Annotated in this window: 14 protein-coding genes; 4 read left to right on the forward strand and 10 right to left on the reverse strand. The window is 60.4% G+C overall.

The features are described 5' to 3' along the window. The first annotated feature begins 6 nt into the window (after positions 1-6). Together H1204_RS31330 and H1204_RS31335 are read left to right on the forward strand one after the other, a co-directional pair. Entirely contained in the window at positions 7-369 is a 363-nt protein-coding gene (locus H1204_RS31330; RefSeq protein ID WP_180734439.1) for a hypothetical protein, read from the forward strand. Between the two features lie 9 nt (positions 370-378). Next, on the forward strand, positions 379-1305 hold the full coding sequence (locus H1204_RS31335) for a hypothetical protein (protein ID WP_180734440.1): 927 nt from the start codon (positions 379-381) through the stop codon (positions 1303-1305). Positions 1306-1475: 170 nt separating this feature from the next. Here the strand turns inward: H1204_RS31335 and H1204_RS31340 are convergent, their stop codons facing one another. After that, entirely contained in the window at positions 1476-1664 is a 189-nt protein-coding gene (locus H1204_RS31340; protein ID WP_180734441.1) for a hypothetical protein, read from the reverse strand. Between the two features lie 899 nt (positions 1665-2563). Between H1204_RS31340 and H1204_RS31345 the strand changes: the two genes are divergently transcribed. Then, on the forward strand, positions 2564-2842 hold the full coding sequence (locus H1204_RS31345) for an HU family DNA-binding protein (protein WP_180734442.1): 279 nt from the start codon (positions 2564-2566) through the stop codon (positions 2840-2842). 213 nt (positions 2843-3055) lie between these two features. Then, complete coding sequence (locus H1204_RS31350) at positions 3056-3343, forward strand: hypothetical protein (RefSeq protein ID WP_180734443.1); 288 nt, start codon at positions 3056-3058, stop codon at positions 3341-3343. A 791-nt stretch (positions 3344-4134) separates the two neighbouring features. Here H1204_RS31350 and H1204_RS31355 read toward each other — a convergent pair. The 9 genes from H1204_RS31355 to H1204_RS31400 form a co-directional block, all read right to left on the reverse strand. Then, entirely contained in the window at positions 4135-5148 is a 1014-nt protein-coding gene (locus H1204_RS31355; protein ID WP_180734444.1) for an IS110 family transposase, read from the reverse strand. 1283 nt (positions 5149-6431) lie between these two features. Continuing rightward, a complete protein-coding gene (locus tag H1204_RS31365; protein WP_180734445.1) occupies positions 6432-7217 on the reverse strand; it encodes a fumarylacetoacetate hydrolase family protein in 786 nt (261 codons plus the stop codon). Positions 7218-7288: 71 nt separating this feature from the next. Beyond that, a complete protein-coding gene (locus H1204_RS31370) occupies positions 7289-7576 on the reverse strand; it encodes a DUF4148 domain-containing protein (RefSeq protein WP_091784052.1) in 288 nt (95 codons plus the stop codon). 300 nt (positions 7577-7876) lie between these two features. Then, positions 7877-8986 (reverse strand): alcohol dehydrogenase catalytic domain-containing protein, encoded by a 1110-nt coding sequence (locus H1204_RS31375; RefSeq protein WP_180734446.1) that lies wholly within the window; start codon positions 8984-8986, stop codon positions 7877-7879. 153 nt (positions 8987-9139) lie between these two features. Next, entirely contained in the window at positions 9140-9673 is a 534-nt protein-coding gene (locus tag H1204_RS31380) for a carboxymuconolactone decarboxylase family protein (RefSeq protein WP_180734447.1), read from the reverse strand. 20 nt (positions 9674-9693) lie between these two features. Then, entirely contained in the window at positions 9694-10701 is a 1008-nt protein-coding gene (locus tag H1204_RS31385; RefSeq protein WP_180734448.1) for a VOC family protein, read from the reverse strand. Between the two features lie 143 nt (positions 10702-10844). Next, the gene (gene eno, locus H1204_RS31390; RefSeq protein WP_180734449.1) at positions 10845-12140 is read right to left on the reverse strand and encodes a phosphopyruvate hydratase; all 1296 of its coding nucleotides are present in this window, start codon (positions 12138-12140) and stop codon (positions 10845-10847) included. Between the two features lie 106 nt (positions 12141-12246). Next, on the reverse strand, positions 12247-12819 hold the full coding sequence (locus H1204_RS31395) for a cupin domain-containing protein (RefSeq protein ID WP_180734450.1): 573 nt from the start codon (positions 12817-12819) through the stop codon (positions 12247-12249). 252 nt (positions 12820-13071) lie between these two features. Continuing rightward, entirely contained in the window at positions 13072-14700 is a 1629-nt protein-coding gene (locus tag H1204_RS31400) for a methyl-accepting chemotaxis protein (RefSeq protein WP_180734451.1), read from the reverse strand. Positions 14701-14710: the final 10 nt, after the last annotated feature.

A 14710-nucleotide genomic window follows, 5' to 3' on the forward strand; every position in this document is an offset into this window, starting at 1 on the left:
TCTACGATGGCCGATGCATTCGAACTCGTTGCGCTGGCGCTGCCCGGTGACACCACGCCCGAGTCACTGCCCGCGACCGTCCGGCAGTTCGTCGCCGAGTGCTGGCCCGGCATGAGCCGCGGCCAACTCGTCGCTCGCGCGCGTCGCCACGCGCTGCGGCCATCGTTGCGCGCAGGTCGTTTGTGTGGTGCGAGCGCGCCGGGCGAGGTTGGCCTGTTTGCCCTGACGCTGACCGTGGGCACACAGGTCGTGTCGCTGATTGCCCATCTGCGGCGGGTGCCGCAGCGCCGCGCGTCGGCGCGCAATCGCAAGGCGACCACCGCGGCGCGGCCGCCCGTGCGCGATCCGCGCCAGGCGTCGCTGTTCTAGGAGGTGAGCATGGGACGTCCGCGCATCGAGTGGAATGACGCGCAGCTGCGCGCGATCATGGGCGCGCTCGCCGCGCTCGAGCGGGACTTCCCGCTGGACAATGCGCGTTTTCTGGACGGGCTGGTTGCGGCGGTGCGTGCGATCACGGGCCGCGTCTATGGCGCGATGACGTACGGCCGGCTGCTGCGGGATGTCGCGCCGCAGTCGGGTGTCACCCGGCGGCCGAGCACGCCAACCATCCAGGCAGCCGTGCTGCGCGCACAGGCCCTCGAGCACGGCGCGGTCGAGGCCGCGGCTGAAGCGACGGCGCGGGTCCCGGTCGCGTCACGTTTCGTGTCGACGGGTGGAAGCATGCTGCGCCCTGCGGCAGCACAGGGCCGGGCAGGCGAAGGCGCCAGCTATCCCATCACCCTCAACGCCGATGCACTGCGCGGGGCGCTGGCGCCGCTGGTGCGCGAGCTGCTGCGCGAGAGCATCGCGCCTGTGCATGCGCTGCTCGTCCAAGCGGGGAAGTCCGCCGTTGCTGGCGACGGGGACGGGCGCCAGCCGCAGCTGACGACGGCGGCGCTCGAGGATGCGCACGCGCGGATCCGCCAGCTGGAAAAGGAGATGGGGGAGCTACGCCGCGAACTCGGCGCCGCGCAGGCCGCGCGCGATCTCGCGGGTGAACACGTCAATGCCATGCTCGCGGACCTGCACGAGACGATCGCGGCGTCGGGTCGGGATGCGGAGTTGCTTGCCCGGGCGGCCGGGCAGCTCGCCGGGACCGAGAAATTCCTCAAGACGCAGAACGACGCCGTGCGGGTGCAGGCGTCTGCCGAAGCGGAAGCGCTGCGCACGCAGAACCGGCAGTTGCGCGAGCGGATCGACCGCCTGATTGTCGACAACGACCGGTACCGGCGCGTGGTCGCCAGTCGTGGGACGAAGCGTAGCTGATGTTCCAGCCATTCGTTGTTGCCGAACAGTTCGCGGGAACGCCGTCATGGCGACGTGTTGCGGGAAGCAGACGGCGTGAACGGCGGGCTTCCGGCGACAGCAAGCGCTTTTGCGGCGGCGAGAAACAGGCGAGCGGTCCGGCCAACCGAGGTCAGCTGGCCGCACTGCGCTCAGAACCCGACACCAACGCCGACGCCCACCCCACCGCCGAGGCTGCCGCCTCCCACACCCACGCCGATGCTGGGACCCGGCGCGTAATAGCCTGGGCCGTACGCAGGATCGCTGTAACCGTACGGCGGAGCAGCCACGCATCCCGAGACGGCAGCCGCTAGTGCCAGGATGCCGAAAAGTCTGAGCATGATCGTCTCCCGTGCGCGAATTGCGCGCCAAGACCCGATCCTGTTTCTGGGCGGATCAGTTGGGCTTCCAGCGTACACCTCACGAGCGCGATGTGCCGCATGGCGCCGGGGCGCCCTCGCAAGCAAAGGCGCGTCCGGCTGGACACCCCTGTCAGTCACCGCGGTGACGCGGACAATGCTTGCGGGTCGCGCGGTGTTGTTTTTTGCATGCAGGAATTGTTATACGGCGTCCCGTGCTTTATGGTTACAGTTCCGAAAGTTAAGGCAATTCCCGACTTTTGGTGCGTGTTCAGGCCGACCGTCCAACTGGGGCGATCGGCCAATTTTTTGGCCATCCAAAAGGGGCTCGTGAGCGAAAGGCGATTGGGCGTGCACGCGAATCCCCCCGGCTCCCCCGGCGCGTGGCAATTTCGCCTCCGCAGTTGCGCACGTCGGGGCACAGACGAGAACGCGACGCCACGCACCCCTATTAGGCCATACGGCAATGACGCGACCTGCCGCGTGCAAAAGGGGCGACGCCGGGGCGCCCGAGTTTTCCGGAATACGTTTTTGCCTGGTACATTTCGCCGGCGGGAAAAGTCCACCCGAACCTATGCGCAACGTGTTCGCAGGGTTGTCTGGGCGGTGCGGAATATGAAGGGGTGGATATTGGGGCTATCCGACCCTTCGTTTCAGGACATTGATTGACGCATCAACGAATTTGTACCGCCGAAACCGCGTTCCGCCGACGAAACTACGTCGCGTGCGCTTGGGAACCATGCGTACACGCTCGACAGACCGACACGCTACGCGTTCAGCTGCCCCCGGCTGGACGCGATAGCGCGACTGCTCCCCGGTTGCGTGAAGACGTCCCGATCGGGTAGGGTGGCGATGTCTCCCATCTCAAGGAAGGAATAACGATGACGAAGCAGGAACTGATCGACGCCATTGCGGCGAAGACGGGCGAAAGCAAGGCTGCAACGGGCGAAGCGATCGACGCTTTCATTGCGGCGATCACCGCCGAAGTGACGAAGGGCGGCACGGTGCAACTGGTCGGCTTCGGCTCGTTTTCGACCGGGGCCCGCGCGGCGCGCGTTGGCCGCAATCCGGCCACCGGCGAAGAAATCCAGATCGCTGCGGCAAAGACGGTGAAGTTCACCGCGGGTAAGGCGTTCAAGGACGCAGTGAACGGACAGTAACCGTCAGCGCGTCGGCTCGTTTGGCTTGCGGGCGGCGTTGCCACCGTTTCAACCGGTTCCTCATGGTTGAGACGGTTGGATGGCACGACGATCCGCACAGGGAGGGCGGTCCGTAGCACCCCCAAATAATCGAACCCGAGTTGCGTATGCAGCCGGCGAGCAGGCAGGACATGCAGGAGTGGTCACGGGAACAACTACCTGTTCAATGAGCTGATGCGAACCGTGTACGTCGCGTGGTTTCTTCAGCAGGCGGGATACGGCGACGAGCCGCTTGAACTGTACAAGCTCGCCGAATATGCGGTCGAAGCCGCGCTCACGCTTGCGCATGAATCGGGCGAATGGCGGCTCGCAGACGACGCGCTACCGGTTTTTGAAAAGCTGCTGGCGCTACACGACTCGCAACTCGCCGTTGCGCCGCTGCACAAGGTCGTCGACGCCGAGCGGCGGCTCGCACGGTTCCTTCACGGAACAGCCAGTTCGCCCATTCCAGAAGGAGAGTGAGGCGAGCCGGAAACCGCCGGTAAGTATGATCGCCGTTGTTGATTGTTTGCGTAGGAATCCTGCGCAAATGGATCTGTTCGTCGTACGACCGACCCGTTCACATAAGAAAACTTATCCTAATAGCTCGATTTGATTTCTCGTTCGTCGCGAAAACTTGGCCGCTCACGCAAGTAAAGTTGTGTCTAAACGGCAAGTAAAGTTGTGCCTATCCCTGTGACGTTCCATCGCATGCGAAGTTTTCCACCGTTGAGAGAATACCGGCGTTTGATTTGTTCTTCGCGATCGCTTCGAAAATCATTCTGCTGTCCATTTCGTTGCGAAATTCTTTCGAAGCGTGCATAGCGACACAAATTTACTTGCAGGACCACGCCGCGATAGACACACCCATTAGCGGGACCAGTGTCAAGTGAGCAAGCTACCCCCACGACTGCAAGAGCAGGCGTTTTCCGATTCTCAATGCCCGAATGCAATGGCTGAGCGCGCCCGTTTCTTCAATTCATGGCTGCGACGGATCGCGCCACACACCCATCAGGTTCAAGCGACTGGCGATACGACAGGGGCCTGTCGCCCTGGCGGCCTGCGCCGCCCCAGAAGAACGTTGGTACCCCAATGCGTCCAAGGGGTCGCAACTTTTCGGGGCTACCGACGACTCGGCGCCAATCTACGGGTGGCTCGCATTGCGGGCGGTCCGCTTTAACCGCACATCGGGGACGGCAGGCACGGCATCCCAATCAACTTTCAGGGCTGAAACTCCATGGTCTATCCGGGTTTGCCGGCCGCGGTCAAAAGCTTCACGCGAAGCAGCGCGTCATGTCAAAGGGTTTGCGCTCCTTCAGAATGTGGAAACAGGCGCGCGCGAGCTTGTGCGCCAGCGCCTTGCGTGCAAGAGTCTGGTTCGTTCGGGCTTTCTTGCGCTCATAAAAGCGCTTGGCCTCGTTGCAAAAGCGCGGTGCGTCGTTCGCTGCCTCGATGAAGGCCCACGACAGATACTTGTTGCCATTCTTGGTATTGCCTGTGCCTTTCTTCTTGCCGTTGCTCATATGCCGACTGTCCATGCAGCGGGCATAAGAAGCAAAATTGCCTGCGCTGGCGAAGCGATCGATGGACCCGGTCTCGAGCAGAATGACAGTTGCGAGGATCGATCCGATGCCAGGCACGGTCTTCAGCAACGCGTACTCGGCGCGCGCTTCGACCTTTTCTGCAAGCCGCTTTTCCAGTAATACTATTTGCGCGGAAAGTGTCTTAACGACCGCGAGGTTAGCCTGCATCGCCAGCGCGACGTCGGCGGGGAACCCCATTTGATCGATCGTCGCGTCCGTGAGGTCGCGGACCAGCGCGTTCGAAAGACGTGTTCCATGTTGTCGTGCCGAAATGTTCTCGATGGCGAGGACGTGAGTCACCCGGCTGCGTACGAGCTGCATGCGTTTCCTCGCCAGGTCACGCACACTGCGTGCTTCGGGCGGCAAAATTGTTCCGGTGGGAAGTATCCCAAGACGCAGCAGGTGGGCTAGGTATCGCGCATCTGTCTCGTCGCCGCTGTGTTTGAGTCCGTCGTATTTCTTGATCGCCGTGGTGTTCGCCAGGTGCACGGTGAAACCGGCGGCCTGCAGGCCATCCACGAGCCAGTACCAGTTGAACGTTGACTCGACAACAACGCCAGTAAGTTCCGCCTGCCATGGAGCAAGGAACGCCAGAATCTTCGTCAGATCGTTGGGCAGGCATTTCTCCGCCAGTACCCGGTCGGCTTCGTCGATCACGGTGACCACGCTGTTGTTCGAATGCAAGTCGATGCCGCTATAGTTCATATCGGCCTCCATCTGGTTAAAGCGGTTTCGCAAACTCACTTTAACCCCGCCGCCCTGCGGGGCGGGCGGTCGGAGACCCGCTAGATGATTTTCAACTTTGCTTTTGTGAGCGCGGAGCACGGATACTTGATCCCGCGATCCGCTCGATAGAATAGAGGCCAGATAAAGACTGGTGATCTACCGATGCTGCGAGACGGGATATATCCGGCACGCTGCGAGGAACGCAATCCATTGTCGGCGGCGATGAACGGCCACGGCGCCGTGTATCCAGAGCACGATGCAAGGTGGAAGATCGCGAGGCGATTTTTTAGCGTGACGATAAAGAAGTGTGGCGGTGTAATGCCGCGTTGCACTTCGATCTCAAAAGATGGGGTACAGCGTGGCTCAAGGCAGCAAACGTCAGATCAGCAAACGTCAGATTCGGCCGGAGATTTCCGATCATTTTGGGCAGTGCCGAGATCGACCTCGTGTTCCAGCCGGATGTGACATTGGTAGGGTGCGGCCCGATGCATCAGCGTGGAAACACAGATTGGGTTGGGAAATGCAAGAAGGGTGAATTTGATATCTGGCTATCGGGTCGACGCCACAGAGACGCGAGGAAGGGTGATGCAGTTTCTCAACAGAACCGGGCGCTAGCGCGGAACAGACGTGGCGCACCTGAAGGCTGCGGCAGTCAGAATGCGATAACGGCGACGTAAGGACAGTCAGGATAAGGATTGGAGCCTAGGGTATTTCGCCACGGTTTCACACTGACATCCGCGAGCGTCGCTTTGGATACCGGCATTGTCGTTACTTGAGATCGAGTTCGAGGGTTTCCGCTATTTTTGAGATGATGCCTGAGCGACGCCATTGTAAGTACTTTATGTAGCAGGTTTGGGCGGGTGGCATGTCGCCAGGAAGGTGATGCCAGCGTTCGTTCTGGGTAAGGACCCACAAGATCGCGTTCAAGACGTCACGAGGATGCCGTGGCTGACGGCCGTAACGGCGAACTTTATCTATTGGAAAGAGATGAGCCAAGCGCTCCCAGTCTGGATCAGACAGTGGTTCAAACGCCGTATTGTTTCGCGCGACTCTCTCTACAATGTTTTGAAGTGGTTCGATTACAGTCATAATTGGCAAAGAGGGGGCGAGAAGAGCGATCGCTTGACACGGGGGGATTTGTCTGGTTATCCGGCGGAACAATCCAAGGCCTAAACATCCTGAAAATTTCCTGAGAGCTGCTGTGCTCAGCGAGGCACGATTGAGATGCATGATGCTGGTGCTCCCCTGGCAGCGATGCAGGATCAGCACGCCGTGTCTGGTGTCGCGACCACCTTGTTGCGCAGTACGCCGATCCCCTCGATCTCTACCTCGATCGTATCGCCAGGCTTGATCGGGCCGGCCCCCGCCGGCGTTCCCGTCATGATGTGATCGCCTGGAAGCAGGGTCATATACTTGCTAAGGTAGGCAATCAGCGCGGGCACACCATACACGAGGTCGGCCGTGTTCCCGTTCTGGCGCACTTCGCCGTTGACGCGCGTGATCAGATGCAGGTTCGACGGATCAAGTTCCGTCTCGACCACGGGTCCAATGGGCGCGAACGTGTCGTAGCCTTTGCCGACGAGGAGGCAGCCGAACTCGCTCTCACGGCGCTGCAATATCCGGTCACTTACGTCGTTACCGCAGGTGTAGCCGAATACATACTCGAGCGCATCGCTTTCGGAAACATTGCGTGTTTCCTTGCCGACGATCACCGTGAGTTCCCCTTCGAAATGAATGTTCTCTCCATCGGACGGATACACGATGCCTTCTTCGTGGCCGATCACCGTGGTGCTGGGCTTCATGAACAGCACGGGGAGCGTTGGCGTGTTCTTGCCGACTTCCTGCGAGTGCGCGCGGTAGTTGTACCCAAGACCGAAGACACGCGGCCGGTAAAACGGACTCAACACGCGAACTGAGGCAAGGCTGTCGATGTAGCCAGCAACCTGAAGTCCTTCAAGTGGCGATCTCTTGAGCCTTTCAATATCGCCACCACTCCGGAGGATGCCGTAGTGCCAATTTTCGTCAATCGAATATCGGATGATTTTCATGGAATCTACGAGATGAAAAGCGATGATTTGCTAACGTTAGCACCGTGCAACAGATGCGTCAATCACAATGCTCACCGCGCGCCTGAGTTTGACGAGCCGCCCGAGTTGCTGCCGTAGCCTGTCTGTAGCCCGCGACGCCTCGCGTTCTCATCCTGTTGGGCTGCGAGCCTCGCTTCGGCCGACTTGAGAGTGCCAGGATAGTCCAGGTCACTTCCTTCGATGGAATAGCCCGCTTTCTCGAGTTGTGCCAGTTCCGATTCCACCTGTGCACGTGTTACGGGCGCAGTCTGTTGTGCATTCGAGGCGACGGGAAGCGTGATGGCGGAAACGATAAACACGGTTTTGACAAGCATCTTCATGGAGAGACCCTCGACGTGACATTGATTAGTTCAACTGGATTGATTGTTGCACAGCAACCATCAAGTCGATTATATGTCGCCGAGATGCTATAGTGAATACGCTAATTGACAAATAAATCGCGAACGAAAATATGATTCGACATACTAATAAACTAGAGCGAGAGCAACTGCAATTGAAGATCAACGCGTCGTTGGACGTGGCTCATCACGGCCAGCGAAAGCGCTGGCCGTGATGCGATCCTGCATGGACCGGAAAGCATCTGCGATGCAGTAGCCTTCCCGGGCGCGCAGCAATGCTAGTCAGGGAAGCACGACATAGTTGCTAAAGCCTCCGTCGCGGTCCTTCAACCCGGAGATGGCTTCGTTGACACGTTCAAGCGGAAACTTGCGATGTTCGAGATACGAAAGGTCGATGGCCCCGGTACTCACCATGTCGGCCATTTCCTGCCCCTGCGCAGTCGTGAACCAGTTTGAACCGATGATCTGCACCTGTTCATCCATGAGCCACTTCACGTCGATCGGCAGGTCTTCAGCCACGCCGCCCACGTTGACCACCTTGCCACCGCGTCGAACGCCCTTCATTGAATCCAGCATCGTCGCGGCAGGTGCTTTTGCCCCGAGAGCGCTGATCACAAAGTCCACGCCTTCACCGCCCGTCAGCGACTTCGCCCACTCGCCCGTCGAGCCCTCGCCGAGTTGCATCACTTCGATGCGGTCTGGTGCAAGCGCCTTGACGCGTTTGAGCAGCGCCTCGTCGCGCCCCGTGCCGAGAATGCGCGACAGGCCCATGGCGAGCCCGAGCACCGTTGCAGCCACGCCGAGCGTCCCGGTGATTCCGTCAATCAGGGCGACCTGGCCCGGACCGGCAGCGGCGTTTTTCAGTGCGCCGTAAGACGTGCCCATGTACCCGAATCGGCCGGCCTGTTCAAAGGTCATGTTGTCGGGGAGGTTGACGATAGCGTACTCGGGGGCTGTCATGTACTCACTGAAGCCGCCATATGGGTAGAGATCGAAGATACGCTGACCGTCGCGACTCGTACTGAAGTAACCGTTCAGCGTGTAGTAGCGGCATTCACTGCGTCGCCCGGCGCGGCATGCCTTGCACGATCCACACGAACGCAATGGGCTCACGTAGACGCGATCGCCGGGCTTGACGTTGAGGACTGCTTCGCCGACTTCTTCTACGACCCCTGCGGGATCAAGGCCGAAAATGGCGGGAAATTTCGGCAGCGGCTGATGCGGAAACCAGGTCGGCCAGTTGTTGATCACGTTCGCCATATTCGGCACGATGCCGCAAGCCTTGACCCGTACGAGAACATCAGTCGGTCTCGGCTTCGGCACCGGGATCGTATCGAGCGTCATCGGGGTGTGGAGAGCATGCAGCCGTGCTGCAACCATCGTTCGTTCCATACATTCCTCTTTCTGGGTGATAACTTCCGCGTTACCCGCCATGTACCGACGGAAGTGCTGCGCATTGCATTTGCCAGCGGCCAGGTGGTACCCGCCCAGCCTGTTTGTCGAAGTCAATCCGGATCGCTGTCCTCGATCTGGACTGGTGATCCATCAGCGATAGCTGTCCTCGAGTTCGATCCCGAGCGCGCCCATGATCCGTACGCCGGAGTTGTACCAGGCAATGTTCAGTGCCAGTTCGACCCGTTGCTGATCGTTCAGGAACGGCACGACCCTGTTCCAGGTTTTGTCGCTCACTGCGACCTTGAGCGTCGACTCCCTGGCGACCGCCATTACCGCACGTTCCTCTTCATTGAAGAGGGCCGACGTTTCGAAATCCGGGATCGCCTTCAGTTGCTCGGGGCTGATGCCGGCCTTCAGGCCATGCGACTGATGATGCGCAATTTCGTATTCGGAGCCGGTGCAATGTCCCACCGTCAGGATCGCGAGTTCACGCAACTTCGGGCTGATCGACGACGCCCGGATCGCGTTCGCATACGACAGAAACTGGTCGAGAATGTCCGGCGCATGCGCGAGCGCCCGGAAGATGTTCGCCGTGGGTACCTTGCGTTCGCGTTCGAGCCGGTCGAAAAGGGCGTCGTTGACGCCTTCGACGTCGGAGCGCTGAAGATATTTGACGCGTGCCATGTTCGTTGTTCCTTCCGTTATCAGCTCTTTGCGAGCCGGTTTTGAATGTAGGTCTCGAGCGTGGTGGGGCGCGGTTTGTTGTCTGTCTCGATCAGTTCTGCGCCTTCGAACCGCGAGGCCTCGAAGTACCAGCGGTGTTCTGCCGGCAGACCCCAGCGCACGCTCGTACTGAGCGAAGCGGCATCCCAGCGGACGGGTTCAATCTCGATGTCGATGGTCTGGTAATGGCCGTCGCACAGTTCGATGCGATGGCCATCCGGGTCGCGCAGATAGACGAACAGCATGCCGCCGGGGCCGTGGCGGCCCGGCCCGCGTTCTACTTCGTGCGAATAGCCATAAATGCCCGCGAGGTCACACGCGGTGAAGATGTTGTGTGATTCGGGCACGATGTACGCGAAGTGATGCATGCACGGTCCGTCGTTTTCGACGATAGCCAGATCGAGGCATGTCCCCTTGCGATACATGAACGCGCCGAGCAGCCGGTCTCCGTGTGCGAGATATTCGGAGTTGCGAAAGCCGAGTCTGCTGTAAAACACACAGGACTGGTAGGTGTCCGGCGAGAAGATCTGGAAGTGATCGATCCGCTGTGCGTGCGCGCCCTTGAACAGGTTGCGTTCGAGATAGAGGCGAGGGCGCGTCTCCATTTGCGCGCACAATTCTATCTTCGTGCCGAATGGGTCGGACACGTGCAGGGTTCTTCCCTGATGCGCGACTTCGACCCATTCGGCGGGAAGGCCTTCTTCCCTGAAGAACTGGTGGGCGAGGTCGAGGTGTTCTTCGAGGAAAACGCGAAAACCGATGCGCTTGCAGACGGGGGCGCCCTTGTCGGCCTGCACCAGAACCAGGCTATGGTGGCACGCTTCGGACAGTCCACGCAGATAGCACGTGTCAGCTGTTTCTTCCGTCACGACCAGGCCGACGATGTCGACATAGAACGCCCGGCTTTTCGCCAGGTCGGAAACGTTCAGTACGATGTGGCTGGCGCGCGTGATATTGAAGGGCGGCCGATGGTTGACGGCGGGCAGCATGATTACCTCTCGATTGTTGATGGCGAGCTTGCCGGCATGCCGATGCGGATGTTGCGAGACGTACCGCGTCGGCAGGCAGATGTAGTCAGGTCTTGCTCGGGAAAACGCATTCGATATCCTTTTTGCGACGACAGGATCGCGATCTAATGTGGGCGGTCAGTGAAAGGCAGGGCGGACCATCCGCAGAAGCGAGCTTGCGGTCCCAGCGCCTCCTCAATTCGCAATACTTCGTTCCATTTGGCCATCCGTTCGGAGCGCGAAAACGAACCGACCTTGAGCTGTCCCGCGTCCCAGCCAACGGACAAATGAGCGATGGTGACGTCTTCGGTTTCGCCGGAACGTGCCGATACGATCGTGCCGAATCCTGCCGTCTTGCCGGCCTGCAGGGCCTCCTGGGCTTCCGTTACCGTGCCTGCCTGATTGGGCTTGATGAGCACGGCATTCAACGTACCTTGCGTTGCCGCGGCTTTGACCCGATCCGCATTGGTTACAAGAAAGTCGTCGCCGATGATCTGGCAACGCGAACCATATGATTGCGAGAAGTGCCTGAAGCCTTCCAGGTCGTCTTCCGCAAGCGGATCTTCAATCGACAGGATCGGGTAGGTGTCCAGCCAGCGCCCCAGCATGTCGATCATCTGATCCGTGCCGAGGGTCCTGCCATCGAGCGCCAGTGTGTAGTGTCCATCGCGGCCGAATTCAGACGCGGCGATATCGAGCGAGATGCCGACCTGCTTGCCGGGTTGCAGTCCCGTATCGGCGATGGCCCGCATCAGCGTGTCAAGGGCGTCTTCATTGCAATCGAACGCGGGCCAGTAGCCGCCTTCGTCCGCCACGCCCTGAAGCTTGCCCGCATCCTTCATCAATGCACCGGCTGCCCGGTATACCTCCGCCGTCCACTCCAGCGCTTCGGTGAAGCTGCCGGCAGCGGGGCACATGATCATGAAGTCCTGCACATCGACACGGCGCGCCGCGTGCGCGCCGCCCCCGAAGATCTGAATCTCCGGCAGCGGCAGACGCACGGGGCGGTTGCCGGCGAGATAGCGCCATAACGGCTGCCTGCTGGCTGCAGCGGCCGCATGCAGGACAGCCATCGAAGTCGCGACGATCGCATTGCCCCCAAGGCGGCTACGGTTGGGCGTCCCGTCCAGGGCGACCAGACTGGCGTCGATGGCAGCCTGGTCGCGTACATCGCGTCCTTCGAGCGCTCTCGCGATTTCGCCGTTGACATTCGACAGCGCGTTGGTCACGTCGAGACCGCCGAACGCGGTGCCGCCGTCGCGCAGGTCCAGTGCCTCTCCGCTGCCCGTCGAAGCGCCAGCGGGCGCGATGGCGCGACCGCTTATGCCGCTGTGCAACATGACCTCGACTTCTACCGTCGGGCGGCCGCGCGAGTCCCACACGCGTCGGCCGCGTACTTGGGCGATCGTTGAATCAGTCATATGGATTGTCTACCTCGTCTATTCAGGTGATAGCTGTCAGTGCAGCGCGGGATGGTGGAATGGTCGAGCCCGAGGATTGCGGCCCGGTAACCCATGCCTATGGTGTTCATTCGCTCCTGCGCGCTCCGATCAGCACGAAGGCCAGCGTTGTGGGGCGGTCGCTCCTGTTTCGCCACGCATGGCGGGTTCCGTTCTGCACGATCACATCATGTTTGCGAAGCAGCTCCGCGCGCCCCTCGTCGAGTTCAAGCCAGATTTCACCTTCGAGCACGATGCCGTAGTCGACGGTTGGCGTGGCATGCATGCCGTCCGCCTCGAAGAGTTCAGCAAGTCCCGGACTGATCGCGAAGTTTTCGGCGACTGCGGCGTGGCCATCGAAGCCGGGTGCCAAAAACACGCTGTCGGGCGGAAATGTCACCACGAGAAAGCGCGTGCCCGAAACCGTGGGGACGAAGCTCGAGACACCCGGGGTCGGGTCCGTGCCATCGAAAGGAACGGCCTGCGCCGGTTCCGTCGACCAGACCAGACGGGACACCATGCCGGGGATATGCCGGTACGCGTCGGAGCGCGGAGGTGGCGAATCGAGGGCGACTGTCGAGGCGCCGCTCGTGTCGTGACCGGTGACGACGCGACGAAGCGCGACCGGCACCTCGCCTGTGATCGAAGTATCAGATGCCATTTTCAGTGTCTCCCCACAAAGTCGAACCGGAGTTGCGCGGTATTTGCAGGTTTCACCATGCGCCTGCTTTGCTAACGTTCGCATAGATTGTGGCAAACGGCGATCTCCCTTGTCAATAGCGTATTTACGGAACTTTTATGATGAATCGATCGATCCCGTGCGTAGATGATCGGGGCGCGACCGCTCTATAAAAGCAAACGTTAGCAGGGCTGGAGGTGCGACAGGGTGTTGGGATGTTCTGTATCACACCGATCAGGTGCGCCCCGTAGTTTGTGGGTTGCGCCACCGCCCATTCGCTTCAACAACCGCATGCCCGGCAGTGGCCGAAAGGCGGAATGACCCAACAAGCTCTGCGAGCTTGAGTGCCTGAGCGCGCATCAGGCGCGACTCGTTTTCGGCATGCTCTGCGAGACGCGCGTTCTGAATGGTCATTGCTTCCATTTGCTTCACTGCATCATTGACCTGACCTATTCCTAGGCTTTGTTCCTGGCTTGCCATCGAGATATCGCTCATGAACGCGATGACGCGTTCGACCGATGTGACGATATCCGTGATCGTGCCGCTGGCATCGTCAACGAGCTTGCCACCTGTTTCGACGCTGGCCACAGAATCGCCGATGAGCGCGGCGATCTCCTTTGCGGCGTTCGCGGAACGACGCGCCAGATTGCGCACCTCGCTGGCGACGACTGCAAATCCGCGCCCCTGTTCCCCTGCGCGCGCGGCCTCCACGGCCGCGTTCAGCGCCAGGATATTGGTCTGGAACGCGATGCTGTCGATCACGCCGATGATGTCCACGATCTTGCAGGAACTGTCCTTGATCGATCGCATTGTGCCGATGACCTCGCTGACGGCCCGCCTGCCGTCGCCGGCAATCTCGGACGTAGCCGTCGATAGCGCGTTCGCCTGCCGCGCGTTCTCCGCGTTGGCCGTCACCGTATCGATCAGTTCGCGCATGGATGCGGCAACCTGCTCGAGCGAAGCGGCTTGCGACTCGGTGCGCGCAAACAGATCTGCGTTGCCTGTGGCGATCGTCGTGGCGCCGTCGTTGACGAGGTCCGTGGTCTCCTGGATCTGCGACACGAGAAGCTTGAGGTTGATCTGAAGAATGCGTAGCGCGTGCAGCACCTGAGCGATCTCGCCGTCGCGATGGGTCTCGATCGCATTGGACAGGTTGCCTTCGCCCATGTCGTTGATATAACGATTCAGTTGCGCCAGCGGATTCGTGATGCCGCGCTGCAGCAGGGCAGGTGAAATCAGGCAGAGGGCCATGCCGATCGCACACGATGCGAACTGCCAGACGCGAGGCGGGCCGCTGTCGAAAGCGAACGCTGCGAGGTTCGCTATGAAGATCGAGGTGGCAAGCGCCGACAGTGTGTTCATCCGCGCGGCGAACGAGAGGTGCGTGATAGTCCGAAATACCCGAAAGACCGGGCGTTTCACGATCCGCCCTTCATCCAGCTCAAGGTCTTTGCGCCCGCCGTGCATCGCCGCATATGCCTGCTCGGCTTCGCGGATCGTGTCGGGTGTTGCCTTGCATCGTATCGTGATGAACCCGACAAGCTCGCGCTCCCTGAAAATCGGGGCCGCGGTCATGTGGACCCAGAAGTAGTCGCCGTTCTTCCGGCGGCCTTTCGTCACGCCAGTCCAGGTCTTGTTTCCTTTGACTGTCCGAAGGAAGTCCTCGAATACCTGACTGGGTGTTTCCCCATCGGCCAGGATGCTTTGCGGCGCGCCAAGCACTTCGTCTTCGGTGTATCCGCTGACCTCGACAAAATCCCGATTGACGTAGGTAATCTTTCCCTCGAGATCGCCTTTTGAAATCATCGCAACGGATTCATCGAGGACGTATTCGACGTCGGTGGCGTTTCGATCTGGCCGCATCGTTGCCTGT

Source organism: Paraburkholderia sp. PGU19 (genome assembly GCF_013426915.1).
Taxonomy (GTDB): Bacteria; Pseudomonadota; Gammaproteobacteria; order Burkholderiales; family Burkholderiaceae; genus Paraburkholderia.

Coding starts and splice junctions, on each gene's coding strand:
- H1204_RS31380 (WP_180734447.1), bottom strand. CDS start 9,673: ATGGCACGCGTCAAATATCTTCAGCGCTCCGACGTCGAAGGCGTCAAC.
- H1204_RS31370 (WP_091784052.1), bottom strand. CDS start 7,576: ATGAAGATGCTTGTCAAAACCGTGTTTATCGTTTCCGCCATCACGCTT.
- H1204_RS31400 (WP_180734451.1), bottom strand. CDS start 14,700: ATGCGGCCAGATCGAAACGCCACCGACGTCGAATACGTCCTCGATGAA.
- H1204_RS31385 (WP_180734448.1), bottom strand. CDS start 10,701: ATGCTGCCCGCCGTCAACCATCGGCCGCCCTTCAATATCACGCGCGCC.
- H1204_RS31345 (WP_180734442.1), top strand. CDS start 2,564: ATGACGAAGCAGGAACTGATCGACGCCATTGCGGCGAAGACGGGCGAA.
- H1204_RS31395 (WP_180734450.1), bottom strand. CDS start 12,819: ATGGCATCTGATACTTCGATCACAGGCGAGGTGCCGGTCGCGCTTCGT.
- H1204_RS31375 (WP_180734446.1), bottom strand. CDS start 8,986: ATGGAACGAACGATGGTTGCAGCACGGCTGCATGCTCTCCACACCCCG.
- H1204_RS31335 (WP_180734440.1), top strand. CDS start 379: ATGGGACGTCCGCGCATCGAGTGGAATGACGCGCAGCTGCGCGCGATC.
- H1204_RS31340 (WP_180734441.1), bottom strand. CDS start 1,664: ATGCTCAGACTTTTCGGCATCCTGGCACTAGCGGCTGCCGTCTCGGGA.
- H1204_RS31355 (WP_180734444.1), bottom strand. CDS start 5,148: ATGAACTATAGCGGCATCGACTTGCATTCGAACAACAGCGTGGTCACC.
- H1204_RS31365 (WP_180734445.1), bottom strand. CDS start 7,217: ATGAAAATCATCCGATATTCGATTGACGAAAATTGGCACTACGGCATC.
- H1204_RS31350 (WP_180734443.1), top strand. CDS start 3,056: ATGCGAACCGTGTACGTCGCGTGGTTTCTTCAGCAGGCGGGATACGGC.
- H1204_RS31330 (WP_180734439.1), top strand. CDS start 7: ATGGCCGATGCATTCGAACTCGTTGCGCTGGCGCTGCCCGGTGACACC.
- eno (WP_180734449.1), bottom strand. CDS start 12,140: ATGACTGATTCAACGATCGCCCAAGTACGCGGCCGACGCGTGTGGGAC.